This is a genomic window from Lysinibacillus sp. NPDC098008, from assembly GCF_044760715.1.
Lineage (GTDB): Bacteria > Bacillota > Bacilli > Bacillales_A > Planococcaceae > Lysinibacillus.
Genome location: NZ_JBIWBA010000004.1, coordinates 122,857 through 141,488, shown reverse-complemented (window position 1 = coordinate 141,488; position 18,632 = coordinate 122,857). Strand labels below are relative to the sequence as shown.

General features: G+C 39.1%; 14 protein-coding genes. 10 read left to right on the top strand and 4 right to left on the bottom strand.

Annotation, left to right across the window (positions count from 1 at the left end; genetic code table 11):
* The first annotated feature begins 133 nt into the window (after window positions 1-133).
* From ACIQVU_RS06515 to ACIQVU_RS06500, 4 genes are all read left to right on the top strand, one after another.
* Window positions 134-3,187, top strand: coding sequence for a DNA translocase FtsK (locus ACIQVU_RS06515; protein WP_340806963.1), 3,054 nt, complete (start codon window positions 134-136; stop codon window positions 3,185-3,187).
* A 231-nt stretch (window positions 3,188-3,418) separates the two neighbouring features.
* The gene (gene murC / locus ACIQVU_RS06510) at window positions 3,419-4,732 is read left to right on the top strand and encodes a UDP-N-acetylmuramate--L-alanine ligase (RefSeq protein WP_340806962.1); all 1,314 of its coding nucleotides are present in this window, start codon (window positions 3,419-3,421) and stop codon (window positions 4,730-4,732) included.
* A 107-nt stretch (window positions 4,733-4,839) separates the two neighbouring features.
* Window positions 4,840-5,346, top strand: coding sequence for a DUF948 domain-containing protein (locus tag ACIQVU_RS06505; protein ID WP_340806961.1), 507 nt, complete (start codon window positions 4,840-4,842; stop codon window positions 5,344-5,346).
* A 134-nt stretch (window positions 5,347-5,480) separates the two neighbouring features.
* Window positions 5,481-5,972, top strand: a complete 492-nt coding sequence (locus ACIQVU_RS06500) for a YtxH domain-containing protein (protein ID WP_340806960.1) — start codon at window positions 5,481-5,483, stop codon at window positions 5,970-5,972.
* A gap of 50 nt (window positions 5,973-6,022) precedes the next feature.
* Here the strand turns inward: ACIQVU_RS06500 and ACIQVU_RS06495 are convergent, their stop codons facing one another.
* Complete coding sequence (locus tag ACIQVU_RS06495) at window positions 6,023-8,176, bottom strand: cell division FtsA domain-containing protein (RefSeq protein ID WP_340806959.1); 2,154 nt, start codon at window positions 8,174-8,176, stop codon at window positions 6,023-6,025.
* 173 nt (window positions 8,177-8,349) lie between these two features.
* Between ACIQVU_RS06495 and ACIQVU_RS06490 the strand changes: the two genes are divergently transcribed.
* Together ACIQVU_RS06490 and ccpA are read left to right on the top strand one after the other, a co-directional pair.
* Complete coding sequence (locus tag ACIQVU_RS06490; protein ID WP_340806958.1) at window positions 8,350-9,435, top strand: bifunctional 3-deoxy-7-phosphoheptulonate synthase/chorismate mutase; 1,086 nt, start codon at window positions 8,350-8,352, stop codon at window positions 9,433-9,435.
* Window positions 9,436-9,651: 216 nt separating this feature from the next.
* Window positions 9,652-10,656, top strand: coding sequence for a catabolite control protein A (gene ccpA, locus ACIQVU_RS06485; protein ID WP_340806957.1), 1,005 nt, complete (start codon window positions 9,652-9,654; stop codon window positions 10,654-10,656).
* 188 nt (window positions 10,657-10,844) lie between these two features.
* On the opposite strand, the gene ACIQVU_RS06480 is transcribed toward ccpA, so the two are convergent.
* The 3 genes from ACIQVU_RS06480 to ACIQVU_RS06470 are packed head-to-tail and all read right to left on the bottom strand — an operon-like array spanning window position 10,845 to window position 13,311.
* On the bottom strand, window positions 10,845-12,005 hold the full coding sequence (locus ACIQVU_RS06480; protein WP_340806955.1) for an acetoin utilization protein AcuC: 1,161 nt from the start codon (window positions 12,003-12,005) through the stop codon (window positions 10,845-10,847).
* Entirely contained in the window at window positions 12,005-12,652 is a 648-nt protein-coding gene (locus ACIQVU_RS06475; RefSeq protein ID WP_340806954.1) for an acetoin utilization AcuB family protein, read from the bottom strand. The genes ACIQVU_RS06480 and ACIQVU_RS06475 overlap by 1 nt, the downstream gene beginning before the upstream one ends.
* Window positions 12,653-12,678: 26 nt before the next feature.
* On the bottom strand, window positions 12,679-13,311 hold the full coding sequence (locus ACIQVU_RS06470; RefSeq protein WP_340806953.1) for a GNAT family N-acetyltransferase: 633 nt from the start codon (window positions 13,309-13,311) through the stop codon (window positions 12,679-12,681).
* 325 nt (window positions 13,312-13,636) lie between these two features.
* Here ACIQVU_RS06470 and acsA point away from each other — a divergent pair, with 325 nt between their 5' ends.
* From acsA to argB, 4 genes are all read left to right on the top strand, one after another.
* Window positions 13,637-15,364, top strand: a complete 1,728-nt coding sequence (acsA, locus tag ACIQVU_RS06465; RefSeq protein WP_402894478.1) for an acetate--CoA ligase — start codon at window positions 13,637-13,639, stop codon at window positions 15,362-15,364.
* A 213-nt stretch (window positions 15,365-15,577) separates the two neighbouring features.
* Window positions 15,578-16,612: an N-acetyl-gamma-glutamyl-phosphate reductase gene (gene argC, locus ACIQVU_RS06460; protein ID WP_402894476.1), complete on the top strand. Its 1,035-nt coding sequence runs from the start codon at window positions 15,578-15,580 to the stop codon at window positions 16,610-16,612.
* Window positions 16,613-16,646: 34 nt separating this feature from the next.
* Window positions 16,647-17,879: a bifunctional glutamate N-acetyltransferase/amino-acid acetyltransferase ArgJ gene (argJ, locus tag ACIQVU_RS06455; protein ID WP_340806950.1), complete on the top strand. Its 1,233-nt coding sequence runs from the start codon at window positions 16,647-16,649 to the stop codon at window positions 17,877-17,879.
* Window positions 17,842-18,618, top strand: a complete 777-nt coding sequence (gene argB, locus ACIQVU_RS06450) for an acetylglutamate kinase (protein WP_402894473.1) — start codon at window positions 17,842-17,844, stop codon at window positions 18,616-18,618. Before argJ ends, argB begins: the two co-directional genes overlap by 38 nt.
* The last annotated feature ends 14 nt before the right edge of the window (window positions 18,619-18,632 follow it).

Here is an 18,632-nt window from a genome sequence, read left to right as displayed (position 1 = left end):
CGATTTTTTTGTTTAGAATAAGCCTCTAAATGCAAGTTTTGAACACATTTTTATGGTATGCTTTTGGGTGAAGACATTGTGCTAGTAATAGGCAATGCTATAAATGAAGTGTAATAGAAATGAGTGAAATGAAGTGAACTGGTTTAAAAAACAAATTAATAAAATTTTAAATAAAGAAGACTATGAATATGATTATGAAGAATACTATGAGGACTATGAGCAGGAGCAACAAATACCAAATGAACCACCAGCAGCAAAACAAAAAACGTTTCGCTTTCCATTAATTGATGATGAGGAAATGATGCCTCAATCGTCGCAAAAAGAAATGTTCCAGCAAGTGGATAATGATGACTATGGGCAAATTGGGGATTTATCTTTACCGAAGCATCTAAATAATCACATTGTAGATTCTCGGGTGTACGATGTAGAGGTTTCAGGAATTCGAGAATTATTGGAAAGTCGTTCAAAGCGTACGGGACGAAAAACAACTATAGCTAAAACTAAAAGTCAGCCTATGGAGCAGGAGCATTCATCAAGGGCAAGCCTTGTTTTTCGAGATGCACAATATGAGCCTGTCCAACCGAAGCCTCCTGTACCAAAAGAAACATTTCAACAGCAGGAAAAAACGGTTAAAAGTAGCTTACCAGAGAACCGTAAGCGATTTGTGCCAACAGACGTGCCATCACCTGTCTATGGTTTCGCAAAGCCAAGCCCAATTAAGGAGCTATTGGATAAACGCAAGGAAGAACACAACAAGCTAACAACAACAGAGTATGTAGCTGAAATACAACAAGCTACTCAGCCAATAAAAGAAGCGACAACAAATACGACCAATGAAAATATACTAGAAGAAAAAGAGTCGGTTAACATCAACCAACAGACTGTCGTGGAGCAGTCTAAACTACTTAAAACAGAAGAGCCGCCTATACATGAACCGATTATTTTTGATGAAGAGCTAGCGGATGAAGCAAATGATATGAAGGAGCATATACAGCCTGATGTAGCTGTGCCTCAAACAACAGCCTACGCAATGGAATTTGAAGAGCCTGTGCAAGAGGATATTGCGCAAGAGCAAGCTGTTCAAAAGCTGTCAGCAGATCAATCTGAAATTCATGTTAAAGAAATGATTGTTGAGCAGGTGCAAATTGAAAATTCCACAATTCATATTGGCGAAGTAACGGTTATGCAGCCAGCAACAAATGACAAGGATGAGCAACTGCTTGTTGGGGAATCATCTACATCTACTGATACAGTGCAAAAAGAAGAAAAAAGTCGAATTCCTTTTAATGTCTTAATGCTAAAAACAGATAAAGAAAAGTGGAGAATCCAGCAACAGCTGAAAATGGCACAATCCTCTAATACCGCAGAAGATCAGCAACCACCTTCTAATAAGGTAGTGGATGTGAAACCAGTTGTAGTGGAAAAACATACAGAGGATAGCGCTGATATAGCGGATGTCCCACAACATAAAGAAGCAGACAATTCAACAACTGTTGAGCAATTGCATGCAGAAACGAATACAAATAAGCACCATATAGATAATCATCAAACGGTTATTACAATGGCTCCTGTTACAACGATGTCCAATGTTGCTACTTTAGAAAAAACAGAAACAGAGCTAGCTAGTGCGGATGAAATTTCAGCAACGATTGAGTTAATGGAAGAGCCTATTACTGAAGTTGTGTCTACCCCTGAAGAGCCTGTGCAAGTAGAGGTGGTGGAGCAGCAAGAACCACAGGCTATAGCAGTAGCCGAAAAACCGACAAAGCCCGTGCATGTTTACCAAAAGCCTGCTGATGAGTATTTAGAGCCACCAGAGGAAAAAACACAGGATACAGAGTGGATGGAGCAACAGGGAGATACATTGGTGGAGGCATTATCTTATTTCCAAGTGTCTGCGCAAATAGAATCGATTATGCAGGGACCTGCTGTTACACAATTTGAAATAACGGTGAGTCATGGCACAAAGGTTAGTAAAATTCGCAACCTAGCAGATGATTTAAAGCTTGCCCTAGCCGCAAAGGATATTCGTATTCAAGCACCGATTCCTGGAAAAAGCTCCATCGGTATTGAGATTCCAAACCGAGTATCACGAGCTGTTCGCTTATCAGAAGTGACAAATAGCGCAGCCTTCCTTGAATCAGATTCGCCGTTAGAGGCAGCGCTCGGTCTTGATTTAACAGGGAAGCCTGTTACGCTGGATTTACGGAAGATGCCTCACGGTTTAATTGCTGGTGCGACAGGTTCTGGTAAATCTGTTTGTATTAATTCGATTTTGGTTAGTTTATTATATAAAGCTGCGCCACATGAATTAAAGCTTATGCTGATTGACCCGAAAATGGTAGAGCTAGCACCATTTAATCATATTCCACATTTAGTAAGTCCAGTTATTACAGATGTGAAGGCTGCAACGGCTGCGCTGAAATGGGCAGTGGAGGAAATGGAGCGCCGCTATCAATTATTTGCGCATGCAGGTGCACGTGATATTACACGTTATAATGCAATCGCTGATAAGAATAATGAACATAGCCTGAAATTGCCTTATATTTTAATTGTGATTGACGAACTGGCTGATTTAATGATGATGTCTCCAGCAGATGTAGAGGAGGCAATTTGCCGTATTGCACAAAAGGCTCGTGCTTGTGGTATTCATTTAATTGTTGCTACACAAAGGCCATCTGTCGATGTTATTACAGGGTTGATTAAATCGAATATTCCTACACGTATTGCTTTTGCCGTTTCCTCACAAATTGATTCACGTACAATTTTGGATGGGCAAGGAGCAGAAAGATTGCTTGGTCGAGGGGATATGTTATATTTAGGTAATGGTATGTCAGCGCCTGTCCGTTTACAGGGAACATTTGTCACAGATGATGAAATTGAGGCGATTATTGAGCATGTTCGGGAACAGGGCGAGCCTGATTATATTTTCGATCAGGAAGACCTTTTAAAGAAAACAGAGGTAACTGCAGAGCAGGATGATCTGTTTGAGGATGTGTGCCGATTTGTTTATGAGCAAGGTGGCGCTTCTACCTCATTAATTCAACGAAAATATCATATTGGCTATAATCGTGCCGCCCGTTTAATTGATATGTTAGAGTCACATGGCTTTGTATCTGAGGCGAGAGGCAGTAAACCACGTGAAAGCTATATTACGGAAGAGGATTTAATGACAATGTTTGACTAAAAATTACGTTGTTTACGTTTAGATTAACTTATTAATACTAAAATTAATTTTTTTAGAAAACTTACACATTTATTCTTATGCTTAAAAAGTGCTATAATAGACAAGATGTGTTGAATAGTACGTATTTTTTAACACTTGTAAAGGTATTAATACCTAACCGGTTGTACAATAATACGTTACACCTACTAGAGATGATAGATGGGATATTGAAATTCCCGGGGGGTTTAATTAATGACAGTTTTTCATTTCACAGGCATTAAAGGCTCTGGTATGAGTCCACTTGCACAAATCTTATTTGATGCTGGTGAACGAGTGCAAGGCTCAGATGTCGAAAAATATTTCTTCACGGAGCAGCCGTTACGTGAACGTAATATTCCAATTTATCCATTTAATGCAGATAATATTCAAGAAGGGATGACCGTTATTGCAGGAAATGCTTTTCCTGATGACCATCCCGAATTAGTGCGTGCACGTGAAATTGGTGTAGAGGTTATTCGTTACCATAAGTTTTTAGGTGAATATATTGGTAACTATACATCCATTGCCATTACAGGAGCACATGGAAAAACATCTACAACAGGCTTAATGGCGCATGTAGTAGGTGGTTATAAACCGACATCTTACTTAATTGGAGATGGTACAGGAGCTGGTCATGAAAATGCTGACTTTTTCGTGATGGAGGCATGTGAATACCGCCGTCATTTCTTAGCATATAGTCCTGACTATGCCGTGATGACAAATATTGATTTTGATCATCCTGATTATTTTGCCAATATAGAGGATGTTTATTCAGCCTTTCAATCATTAGCAATGCAAGTGAAAAAAGCAATTATTGCATGCGGTGATGACGAGCAGCTTCAACGTATTCAAGCGAAAGTACCTGTTGTGTATTATGGCTTTGGTGCTGAAAATGATTTTGAAGCGCGCAATGTTGAAAAAACAACAGAAGGTACAAAATTTGATGTTTTTGTTCGCAATGAATTTTATAGCACTTTCTTTATCCCATTATTTGGGGATCATGCGGTGTTAAATACGTTAGCAGTAATTACACTATGTGAGTATGAGGGAATGTCACCTGAGCTTATTCAGGAGCGTCTAAATTCGTATAAAGGCGTAAAAAGACGTTTTACAGAAACAGATATAGGGGATACTGTGTTAATAGATGACTATGCACACCATCCAACAGAAATTCGTGCTACGATTCAATCTGCACGACAAAAATTCCCTGAGCGTGAACTAGTCGCTATTTTCCAACCACATACATTTACACGCACACAAGCTTTTTTACAGGATTTTGCAGATAGTTTAAGCCTTGCAGATACAGCCTATTTATGTGATATTTTCGGCTCTGCAAGAGAAACACAAGGCGCTCTTTCGATTCATGATCTAGCGTCACTTATTGAAGGCAGTGCAGTGATTACCACTGAAGGAATTGATATATTAACAAGACATAAAGGCGCAGTCTTTTTATTTATGGGCGCTGGTGATGTTCATAAATTCCAAGATGCTTTTGAAAACGTGCTAAAAAGTAATGAAACAGCTTAGTCCGTATGGGTTAAGCTGTTTTTTTAAACTTTAGCAGGAATTTTGTTTTTTTTGTCGAAGTTAGGGAAAGTAATAGTAAAGAGAATTTACTAGCAGGAGGTCAATTTATGGAAGTCATTTTGTATATTGCAGCCATTATTGCTGCAATCGGATTTTTAATTTTATGTGTGAGTGTAGGTATGACATTATTTTCACTCAAGTCTATTTTAAACAGCTTAGCTGGGACATTATCAGGCATTGAAGGACAAATGGAAGGCATTACACGTGAAACAACGTCCTTATTAACAAAAACAAATAGCTTAGCAGAGGATATTCAACATAAATCTGAACAATTAAATTCAGTTGTTCATGCTGTTAAAGGTATTGGTGATTCTGTGAATGGTTTAAATCAATCTGTACAGCAGATTACATCTTCTGTTTCTAAAAGCGTAGAGCAAAATGAAGAGAAAATTGCGCAGGTTGTACAGTGGAGTAATGTGGCAATGGGCATCGCTGACAAATGGAAAAAGCGCAAAATTATTGAGCAGGCTGAAGAAGCTGTCGTGGAGAATGCATATGCATTTGAAGAGGTACAAGCTGAAAAGCCGAAACGAAAATGGGGTCGTAAAAAGTGATAATTATTTGGTGAGTATACAATACTGACCGAATAAAAATAAAGTCTTAGACATAAGTTGAAGATGCATCTGTAAAAGAAGATGAATAACTTGTCTGGACAAAATTGACTATTAGATGGGGAGGAATTGTTTGCATGACAACTCAAAAGCCGAATTTTAACGAAGTAAAGGAACAGCAGCTTGAAAGTTCACTGCCACAGCTTTATCATCCGCAGGAATCGATTTATGAAGAGGAGCGTGTAAATATGAAAGATTTTGTGATTGGTGCATTAGTTGGGGGAATTGTTGGAGCAGCAGCAGGTCTATTATTAGCGCCTAAATCAGGAAAAGATTTACGTAGCGATGTAGCTGTACAAGCTGTTAGTTTAAAAGATAAGAGTGCAGATTTCTCTACAACTGCAAAAGATAAAACATTACAGCTTTCTAAGCAATTGCAGGAGCAATCTTCACAATTAGTGGAGAAGGTGAAAACATTAAAAACAGCGAAAGCACCGACTGTTTTTGATGATGGTACAGTGTCATTTGAAGGTGAAGAGCCACTAGAGGATTATACACCGAATGAGGAACCAACAGCAGAGGCAACACCAGAGCAGGCCGAGGAAACAACGGAAGAAGTACGTGCATAATAGATGATAAAAAGGCTATGTTACATGGGAAAATGTAACATAGCCTTTTGTTAAGTAATAGGTGATTGTTCTAATAGAATTTCCAATTTATCCCCACCGAAAATTTCCATATCAAAGCTAGCAGGTTGCCCATTTCTTAAAATGGTGAAGTTTCCTTTAAAGCTAGTAGGTAACTGCCAGTTGGAGAAACGGAATACATCCTGGTAAATCCAACGGCTGCGATCTTTTTCTCTAAATATAACAGCAGCACCATTTGGCACAGTTGATAGTGGTGAAACAACCTGTTCATTGACGAGAGCCTCATTGACTATTTTCGTTAGTTCTAGCACTTCATTTTGGAAATGCACCGTTATTTTATCTTCAACTAAAAGATTCATTTGGTCTGCAATTCGTTGCACGGTCGGCAAAGCTTGTTGCTGGAAGCTAATGATATCCCCATCCTGCACCGTATAACTTAATTTAGCTGCTTTATCATTAATCATTAACTGTGATGAAAATTCAGGTAAATATAAAGGCTGTCCATTTACTTGAATCGTATAGGATTCGAATTGCTTCAGTAAATGCCAATTATTTGTGATTTTAAAAATATCTTCGATGGTTTCTGCAATATCAAATGTCACAATATCACGGTCATTTAAAACAGTATCCAATGATGCTGGTGTATGATTGACCAAAATTTTTGGTTCAATCACATATTTAGTATTTTGGATAGTGACGGTTTTAATGGCTGCAGGATCAACAATATCTCGTACACTTGCTGTTGCAGGCTGTCCATCCTGTCCCTCAATAAGCTGAATGGCATCCCCTGTTTTAATCAGCGTTTTAGTCGTTGCTGGTTGCCCATTTACAAGTATTTCTGCAGGCTGTCCATGACCACCCGGAATAAAAATATCCTGTCCATTAACATGAACAGATAAGCCGTGACCGGGCTTGCCATATAATTGCTTTGCTCGAATATTTGCCGCTAAAAAAGCATCTGCCACAGTCATTTCCTTTAATTCAAAAAGACGTACAACTTGATTATTAACAGTAAGGCTCATATACTGAATCGGCATTTTTTTAGCCGCAATCGCAATTCCTATTGGCGTCACTAATTCTGGGGATGCCTGTATATGCTCTTCCCTTGTAAGGTTTTGAATAGCATCAATACCTCGAACGGCTATACGATTTGCTGGTAAATCAAGAATATATCCAAGCTCTGCTGGCAGGTTTGGCGTTAAACTACCACCACCAACAAGCATCACCGCTTTAGGCGCTGTTTGATTATTTAAACGTAAAATTTCCTCTCCAATGGATTTTGCGAGCTGCTTAACGGCTGGTTCAATAGCTAATAAAACTTCATCCTTTGGGAAATACTGATCAAAGCCTAAAATATCTTGAATCAATATGTTTTCTTCTGTTTGAAGCTGACGCTTGGCATTCTCTGCGATGGGAAAATCTAGTAAATAATGGTCACTCAATGCTTCTGTAATTTCATCGCCTGCTGTTGGTACCATTCCATAGGCAACAACAGTGCTTTTATCGGTAATGGCAATATCGGATGTACCAGCACCTATATCGACCAACGCCACATTTAAGCGACGCATCGTAGGTGGAATGAGCACGTTAATCGCTGCAATAGGCTCTAATGTTAGGGCTTCCATCTCTAAATCAGCACGCTTGAGCGCAGCAATCAACGATTCTACAACAACGCGTGGTAGGAAGGTAGCGATCACTTCAATTTGTGCCTCATCGCCTTGCTGATCAAGCAGGCTACCAATTTCCTCGCCATCTAAGCGATAATAGAGTACCGAATAGCCCACACAGTAATAATGACTAATTTTCGCATCCTCTTTTTGTTGTAAGAGCTGTTGCTGAGCTTGCTGAACAGCTTGAAGCTCTAAGCGACTAATATCTTCCTCTGTAAAAATTGGGCGATTTCGTATATTAATGGTCACGCTTGCTTGTTCTGTTTTTAAAGAGCGCCCCGCTGCCGCAACACTTACTTTTGTTAAAGGGCCATGCTTTTCTGTAAGCTCTTGTTTTATTTCGTTAATTAGTTCTGCCACATACATGACATTATGTATTTGCCCATCTACCATGGCACGTTCTTTATGCTCTTTCACTAAAATATCTTCTACATGAAAATGGTCGTTTTCTTCTTGAAGAATAATCCCGACTACTGAGCGTGTACCAATATCAAGTGCGAATAATTTAGAACTCAATGTAATCGCTTCCTTTCTTGTCATACCTGAAAACAATTTAGCGAGTTGAAGCGCTAAATTAAAAATGCGTGACATTCTGCACAACATTGATTATAATATTGCTAATATCTAAAAATGTAACATACATTTCAGAGTTCTGAAAGTGTCTGTCATAAGGAGAGGAGCAACAAAGCATGAGCCAGAAAGATTTAGAAAGCCTACGTAGTCAAATAGACGGTTTAAATTTAGAAATTCTTCGTCTAATTAACGAACGTGCAGCTGTGGTTGATGAAATTGGTAAAATTAAAGAAAAGCAAGGTGTAAATCGCTATGATCCATTACGTGAAAGACACATGCTTGATCTTATTAAGGAACACAATCAAGGGCCATTAAACCAAATGACGGTTGATTATATATTTAAGCAAATCTTTAAAACAGCTTTAAAACAGCTTGAAGCAGATAAGAAGAAGGAATTGCTTGTATCGCGTAAGAAAAAGTCTGAAGATACTGTTATTAATATTAATGGTGAATTAATTGGACAAGGTAAACCATCATTTGTGTTTGGTCCTTGTGCGGTTGAATCTTACGAGCAAGTAGCAGCAGTTGCCGCTTCTATTCAAGCAAAAGGTGAAAAATTAATTCGTGGTGGTGCATATAAACCACGTACTTCTCCATATGACTTCCAAGGCTTAGGATTAGATGGCCTTAAAATTTTAAAACGTGTATCAGAGGAATATGGTTTAGCCGTTATTACAGAAATCGTAACACCAAGCCATTTAGAGGAAGCATTAGATTATATCGATGTTATCCAAATCGGTGCACGTAATATGCAAAACTTTGAACTACTAAAAGCAGCAGGAGCTACAAATAAGCCTGTATTATTAAAACGAGGCTTAGCTGCAACAATTGATGAATTTATTCATGCAGCAGAATACATTATGTCTAAAGGCAATGAAAATATTATTCTTTGTGAGCGTGGTATTCGTACGTATGAAAAAGCAACACGTAATACATTAGATATTTCGGCTGTACCAATTTTAAAACAAGAAACACATTTACCTGTTATGGTAGATGTAACGCATTCAACAGGTCGTCGTGATTTACTATTACCATGTGCGAAAGCAGCGATTGCGATTGGTGCTGATGGTGTTATGGCAGAAGTGCATCCAGACCCATCTGTAGCGCTTTCTGACTCACAACAACAAATGGATATTCCAACATTTGACGCATTCTATGATACGCTACAAAAATTCATGAAAAATCATGAAATTCATGCGTAATGATTAACAGTACACACCGCTTGCTTACTTTGGCAGGCGGTGTTTGCTGTATCGTGACAAATTAATGGCTAGAATAGGACTATTTGTACTTGGCTTTATGTAGTTCTTCTTGAAAATGCTATGAAAATTATCGTATGATAAAGCTATTAATGGTTCGTCATCAAATCTTTATTAGTGATGAGAAGTTTTATAATAAGAACAAGGGAGGCACGTACGATGACTGTTACAATTTATGATGTTGCAAGAGAAGCAAATGTTTCAATGGCAACAGTTTCTCGTGTAGTGAACGGCAATCAAAACGTTAAGCCAGCGACACGAAAAAAAGTATTAGAAGTAATTGAACGATTAGAATACCGTCCAAACGCAGTAGCGCGAGGTTTAGCAAGTAAGAAAACAACAACAGTTGGCGTGATTATCCCAGATATTGCAAATAATGTTTATGCTGAGCTGGCTCGTGGGGTAGAGGATATTGCCACAATGTACCGTTACAATATTATTTTAGCCAATTCGGATCAACATGAAGATAAAGAGTTACAGCTACTCGATACAATGCTAGGGAAGCAGGTAGATGGTATTGTTATGATGAGTGATGAAGTGACAGAAAAAATGCAACAAACAATGGATCATTCGCCAGTGCCAATTGTACTTGCGGGCTCTGTAGATGAATCCCAAACAATCGCTACTGTGAATATTGATTATTTCCAAGCAGCCTATGAAGCAATTTCTTTACTTATCCAAAATGGTCATACACGTATCGGCTTTGTGACAGGTCCACTATCGTATACAATTAACGGAAAATTTAAACTGGCTGCCTATAAGAAGGCATTAGAGGATGCTGGCTTGCCAATTGATGAGGCCTTAATTGCCGCAGAGGAATCGAGCTATGATATGGGCTTAGAGGCTTGGGAGATACTATCTGCGCTTGATAATCCGCCCACAGCTTACTTTGCAGGTAGTGATGAATTAGCAATTGGTTTAATCCATGGAGCACAGGATGCAGGGAAAGATGTGCCAGGTGATATTGAAATTATTAGCTTTGAAAATTCAAAGCTAGCACGAATGGTTCGCCCACAGCTTACAAGTGTTGCGCTACCGCTCTATGATATTGGGGCTGTTGCGATGCGCCTGCTTACGAAATTAATGAGCAAGGAGCCTGTAGAGGATGAGGCGGTCATTTTACCGCATCGTATCGAACATCGACAATCTGTTAAAAGTAAATAATGAAATAGCAACACGTAAATTTGATGATAGCAGATTTACGTGTTTTTTTGTTGCTAGACGGATAGAAATGCGAAAGTGGTGGATAGACAGCTCAAATTGATGGATAAAAACTTAAAAGTGACGGATAGAGCCTAGACGTTGCTATGAATCCACTGAAAAAAGCCCCACAACTATTGTGAGGCTCAAGGTTAATCTCGTTTTTCATTGCGAATAATATGTAGCGCTTTTGCTAACATTTGTGCATTTTTTTCCTCAATTTCAGCTTTTCGTGGAATGGCCTCATATAAGGGACTTGGGTCTTCCCACGTTGGAATCAATGGAACGGGTGCTTCAGGCTGCCAACGATCCAGCCATGCTTGTGGCAGTGGACCGATTGGTAGTGTTTGATCTGTCATTTCTAACCATAACATTGCCCAGGCACGAGGCACTACACGCCAAATATCATAGCCCCCACCACCAACAGCTATCCATTTACCATCACAATACTCATGGGCTAATTGGTGTGCAAGCTTTGGAATTTCACGATAAATATTCATTGTGCCATGTAGATGTGTTAATGGATCAAAGTAATGAGCATCAGCACCATTTTGAGTTAATACAACATCTGGCTTGAAAAATTCAAAGATTTCACGCATGGATTGCTTATAAATATCTAGGAAACTTTCATCCTCTGTAAAAGCATCCATTGGAAAATTAAACGAAGTTCCATAGCCTTGCCCATTGCCTCGTTCAGTGATGTTGCCCGTGCCAGGGAAAAGGTAGCGACCTGTTTCATGGATGGACAATGTACAAACATTTGGGTCTTCGTAAAAGCTCCATTGCACACCATCTCCATGATGTGCATCTGTATCAACATAGAGTACACGGGCATTGTATTTTTCCTGTAAGTAACGAATGGCAACCGTACTATCATTATAAATACAAAAGCCCGATGCCCGACCACGAAAACCATGATGCAAGCCTCCGCCCAGATTCAAGGCGTGTCTTGCCTTGCCTTCCATCACATAATCTACAGCTGTTAATGTCCCACCAACAAGCTGTGCACTGGCTTCATGCATATTTTCAAAAATGGGTGTATCTTCTGTACCGATGCCATAGCTTTCGCATTGAGCTTCTGATAATTCACCATGTCCTGCTTTTTTGACAATATCAATATACTTAGGATCATGTGCCAGTAAAAGCTCTTCTTCTGTTGCTACACGTGCAGGTACAATATCGCTATCATCGAGTGCATCTATATTTTTTAATAAGTCCATTGTTAGCGTCAAGCGTTTATGATTGAATGGATGTGTATCTGAAAATTTATATCCGAGTTGTTCAGGCGAGTAAACAAAAACAGCCTTTTTCATTATAATGAAACACCTGGTAAATTAGGCCACAATACATCAAAGCCTTCTTTGCGAAGGTCTTCAATCATGACTAAAGGATTGAGTGTTTTTACTCGGATACTTAAAATTTTATTTTGTGTATTTTCAGAGTCAGGATAAACTAAGACGCTTTGGACATTGGCATGATGCTGATGAAAGATTTTAGTAATTTCAAATAAAATTCCTGGCGTATCGGATACGCGAATATCGATTTTTGAACCAGGCTCTGTAGCACCTGTTAACTCAATATAGGTATAGAGCAAATCAGTTGTTGTGACGATTCCGACTAATTTTCCCCCAGAAACAATAGGAAGACAGCCTACTTTTGATTCATAAAATGTAAGTGCTACCTCCTCAACAAAATCAAGTGGATGAGCAATCAGTGGATCCTTTACCATGATGTCCTCTACTTTTGCATGAAAAACAGGAGAGTTAGGCTCATCCTGTAATGAGGAGGGGAGGACTTCTTTAATATCACGTTCTGTAATCACCCCTAAAACATGTTGCTCCTCATCGACTACTGGTAAATGACGCACCTTTTTTTCACGCATTAGCTTGAGCGCTTCAAGCACTGTATTGCTTGGAGCTAATGTGTAAGGTGCATCATTCATAATTTCTTCTACGATCATCTATACATATCCCCCTTGTGTTGATGTTAATACATGAAACGATTGCGAAAACGTAGCTTATCAAATCTTTCCATTGTTTCAGTGGGTACACGTTTGCCTTCACGTGCCATTAAGCAGTTTGCTGGGTGTGATGTAATTTCAGGATCGTCTGTAGCAAAATACTCAAAACCTACTGAACTCATCATTTTCTCCATCATTTTACGATAATCCCAAACATTTAGACCAGTCCCCTTTAAATCCCAATGCCAATAATATTCAGTCGTAATCACAAGGTAATCCTCCATTTCATCTCCCATAAATGAAACGGCTAGCAATGATTTTCCTGCCCCTGTACCACGGTATTCTGGAATCACTTCGATAGCACCAAGTTCAATCATATTATCGATACGATCCTCTGCCCATCGTTCAAGTGGATCAGGATAGAGATAGGTCACATAGCCTACAATAATATCCTCTTTACGCATAATAACAATGCGTCCTTCAGGAAGTCCTGCAATTTCTATAATGGCTTGCTGCTGTTGCCTTGGAGGTCTAAAGGCAACTAAGCCTTCGTGGAAGGAATATGTAGCTAATTTTTCTGGAGGAACAGGTCCTTCCACATAAACAGTACCATGCTTTGTTTCCTTTGTGACAGAAAAAAAAGTTTTTTTATGTTCCATAATTACACCACCTGATTTTAATAATTACATTATAGCTGATTTCTTGCGGAAAAACGCTTATTTTTGCAAAATATACCTATATTTTTGGAAAAATAAAAATATTAGGACATTCCATCTGAATTCGTGTAAAATAGTATTATATTGCTTCTGTTATTTAACAGATGAAAGTAGTGTAAACGACGTTTTAATTGTTTTCACTATTCTAAACTGTTGTATAACAAATGCTGCATCATTATTTTCTTTGACGTCAATCATAAGGCAATAGAGGGGATTATTGTTATTTATGGCTAGCGTCAAAGGTGAATGTAAAGAAAGGGGTAGTTTTATGGGGATGAAAATGAAGGAGAAGTTAGCCGCTTTACCTGGTCAGCACCACCTAACAAATTATGAGGAAGTCGCACAAAAACATAATTGGGCTGATACAGAAAAGGCATTTAGCTGGTTTGAAACAGGTTTAGTGAATATGGCGTATGAGGCAATTGATCGCCATACAGAAACGTATCGAAAAAATAAGATCGCGCTTTATTTTAATGACGGGCAACGTAAAGAGGCATACTCTTTTAACGACATGAAAAAGCAAACAAATAAAGCGGCAAATGTTTTTAAAGCAACTACGAATCTACAAAAAGGTGATCGTCTATTTATTTTTATGCCACGTTCACCTGAACTTTATTTTTCATTATTAGGTGCATTGAAAATGGGCGTTATTGTTGGCCCGTTATTTGAGGCTTTTATGGAAGGCGCTGTCTATGATCGACTGGCAGATAGTGAGGCAAAAGCAATCGTTACAACACCAGAGCTACTTGAGCGTGTACCTTTAGCTAAATTACCAAAATTAGAACGTGTATTTTTAGTAGGTGAAGGAATAGAAGAAACAGAGCAAATATTAGATTTTAAGAAACATTTAAATAAGGCTTCAAGCCAGTTTGATATTGAATGGGTAGATCGAGAAGATGGGATGATTCTTCATTATACATCTGGTTCAACAGGTGCGCCGAAAGGGGTATTGCATGTTCATAATGCAATGATTCAGCAATATCAATCAACACAGTGGGTGCTTGATTTACGTGATGATGATATTTACTGGTGCACAGCCGATCCTGGCTGGGTAACAGGCACAGCCTACGGTATTTTCGGCCCATGGCTAAATGGTGTAACAATGTTAATTGTTGGTGGCAGATTTTCACCGCAAGCATGGTATCAAGCTATTGAGGATTATAGTGTAACGGTGTGGTATAGCGCGCCAACAGCGTTCCGTATGCTGATGGGTGCAGGCAGCGGCTTACTTGAAAGCTATGATTTATCGTCGCTACGACATGTTTTATCAGTAGGTGAGCCATTAAATCCAGAAGTAATTCGCTGGGGAGTAGAGGAGCTAGGACATCGTATACATGATACATGGTGGATGACAGAAACAGGGGCACATATGATTTGTAACTATCCTTCAATGGATATTAAGCCAGGCTCCATGGGGAAACCGCTCCCAGGTATTTATGCAACGATTGTTGATGATACGGGTGAGGAAGTACCTCCATTTACAATGGGGAACTTAGCGATTCGTCGAGGCTGGCCAGCGATGATGCGCCAAATTTGGGGCAATCCAGAGCGCTATGAATCCTATTTCTTAAAAGGTGAATGGTATGTATCTGGCGATTCTGCTTATATGGATGAGGATGGCTACTTCTGGTTCCAGGGACGTGTAGATGATGTTATTATGACGGCTGGTGAGCGTGTAGGACCATTTGAGGTAGAAAGTAAGCTACTTGAACATCCAGATGTAATAGAAGCGGGTGTCATTGGTAAGCCAGATCCAGTGCGCGGAGAAATTATTAAAGCCTTTGTAGCATTGCGTGAAGGGGTTGAACCTTCTGAGGCATTGATTGAAGATATAAGGGATTTTGTGAAGAAGGGCTTATCGGCACATGCAGCGCCACGAGAAATTGAATTTAAAGACAAGCTGCCGAAAACACGTAGTGGGAAAATTATGCGTCGTGTATTAAAGGCGTGGGAATTAAATTTACCAACAGGCGATTTATCAACAATGGAAGATTAAGAAAGAGATTGATATTTATACAATAGATGCATAAAAAGAAGGCAAGAATTCATTCGATAAGCGAAAGAATTCTTGCCTTATTTTTGTAAACATACAATGCTATAAAAGAAAGCGGTATCGTTTAAGAAAAAAATATAGATTAAATAAAAATTCAGTTGACTTAATATTTATGCAGACGTATACTATTTTTAACTTATTTCAGAGGTGAGCGCATTGAAAGTAGGTATTGTTGGAGCAACAGGATATGGTGGATTGGAGCTTATTCGATTTTTACATAATCATTCAGCTGTAGAGCAAATTGAGCTATTTACATCTTCTGAAGAGGGTGTTGTTTTTTCCTCCAAGTTTGGGCACCTTGTCCAAATTGCTGATACACCATTACAAAAAATTGATTATGATATTTTAACGCAATATGATGTTGTGTTTACAAGTACACCTTCAGGGGTAACAAGTGAGCTATTACCACCATTAGTAGGCAAAGGACCTAAACTAATTGATTTGTCTGGTGATTTCCGATTAAAGGACCCTACAAGCTATGAAACGTGGTATGGCAAAAAAGCTGCACCATTAACAAGCATTCAGCAAAGTGTTTACGGTCTAACAGAGTGGAATACAGCATCGATACAGCAGGCAACATTAATTGCAAATCCAGGCTGCTACCCAACGGCTGTGTTATTAGCATTGCTACCATTATTAAAAGAACAGCTAATTGATCCAAACTTTTTAGTCATTGACGCAAAAAGTGGTATTTCAGGAGCTGGTAATAAGCCATCACAAGCAACGCATTTTAGTGAAACAAATGAGAACTTTTCGATTTATAAAATGAATACGCATCAGCATATCCCTGAAATTGAACAGGCTATTTCGATGTTTGCGGATGTAGATACAACCATTACATTTAATACACATTTAGTGCCGATGACGCGGGGAATTTTAGCAACAACCTATGCACCTGTCTTACCGGGTATTACTGAGGAACAATTAGTGGCTTGCTTACAGACAGCCTCTGAAAAACATCCATTTGTTCGAGTTGTAACAGATAGTAATAGCTTAGCAACTAATCGTGTAAAGGGCTCTAATTATTGCGATATTTTAGTGAAAGTGGATAGCCGTACAAACCGTGCCACAATTGTTAGTGTTATTGATAACCTTGTGAAGGGCGCAGCGGGACAAGCAATCCAAAATATGAACGTTCAGTTTGATTTACCACAAACAACAGGACTAGATGTTGTACCGTTCTTTATTTAGCAACTGTGATTTTTCAATTGAAGGAGGAAATGGAATGACCATGACGACATCCACAAATAGTATGAAAAAATTATCAAGTAAAAATATTGTTTCACCAAAAGGCTTTAAGGCAGCAGGATTACACTGCGGTTTAAAGCATAAAAAAAAGGATTTAGCGCTTTTAGTAAGTGATGTTCCAGCTAGTGTTGCAGGTGTTTTTACAACAAATGCTGTGCAGGCAGCACCATTAAAAGTAACCAAAGAAGTGGTTTACACAACACAAAAAATGCAGGCGATGATTGTGAATTCTGGTAATGCAAATGCCTGCACGGGTAAACAAGGCTTGCAAGATGCACAAGCAATGCAACAACTCACGGCTGAAAAATTAGGGATTGCCGCAAATTTAGTAGGGGTTTGCTCAACAGGCGTAATTGGGGAAATCATGAAGATGGAACCAGTAACAGCAGGTATTCAAAAGCTAGAGCCAAAGGATAGTTTAGAAAGTGCCATTGATTTTGCACAGGCTATTTTAACAACAGATACGGTGATGAAAAACACAAGCTACAGTACGACTGTGGATGGCAAAGAAGTGATTATTGCTGGTGTAGCCAAAGGGTCAGGCATGATTGAGCCGAATATGGCAACGATGCTTGGTTTTATTACAACAGATGCCAATATTGAAACAGATGTTTTACAAAAAACACTTGTTGATATTACGAATTTAACATTTAATGCGATTACAGTGGATGGAGATACATCTACAAATGATACGGTTGTTGTTTTGGCAAATGGCTTAGCGGGCAATGCTACGCTAACACCTGAACATCCAGATTGGCATCATTTCTACTATACATTGAAAACAGTAGCGGAAGATTTAGCAAAAATGATTGCAAAAGATGGCGAAGGTGCAACAAAGCTAATTGAAGTAGAAGTTGAAGGGGCTGTGTCAGACGAGGAGGCACGTAAAATTGCTAAATCCGTTGTTGGCTCACCACTTGTTAAAACTGCTGTATTCGGCTGTGATGCCAACTGGGGACGTATTATTGCGGCAGTAGGGTATAGTGGTGCAACAGTTGATCCAGATAAAATTACCATTCAAATAGGCGGCGCTACAATGGTTGAAAATGGAGAGCCAGTGCCTTTCTCAGAGGATGAGTTGATTCAAATATTAAAAATGCATGAAGTAAAAATCTATGTGTCCCTTGGTATTGGTGAAGGTAAGGGGCATGCTTGGGGATGTGATTTAACATATGACTACGTTCAAATCAATGCATCATACCGCTCATAAACGTATGGTTATTAAGCTTGGAGGCAGTACGTTGGAGGGCTTGAATGAAGCTTTTTTTGAAAACTTTAAAGGGCTTCAAGAAAGTGGTGTAGAGCTTATTATTACTCATGGTGGCGGCCCTGCCATTAATCGTGAACTAGCTGCTCAAGGCATTACGTCACATACGTTAAATGGTATACGCGTGACAACTAAAGACGCTATGGAAGTTGTCCAGTCAACGCTAATAGGGAAAGTAAATCCAGCATTAGTTCATGAATTAACAAGCGCTAATATTACAGCAATTGGCTTAAATGGCTTTGACGGTCAGCTAATGGTAGCAGATTTTTTAGATAAAGATACCTATGGCTATGTGGGCGCTGTTCAAGCTATCAACACAGCATTGCTTGAGGCGCTCTTACAAGCAGGCATTGTTCCTGTGATTGCCTGTGTTGGAGCCAATACAGAAGGACAGGCTTTAAATATTAATGGGGATACAGTCGCAAGTGAAATAGCATTAGCGGTAGGAGCAGATAGTCTATTGCTTGTAACAGATGTGAGTGGTATTCGTATTGAGGATGAATATCAAGCAACAGCTACACCCGCCTTAATTGAACAATGGATAGAGGAAGAGCATATATATGGAGGGATGATCCCAAAAGTACAAGGTGCTCTTGATTGTTTACATGCAGGTATTCCATCTGTACAAATTGTAGGAGAAGCGTTAGTAGGGACAACAATTATCACTTCAAGTTCTTCATAATATATAAGCTCTTG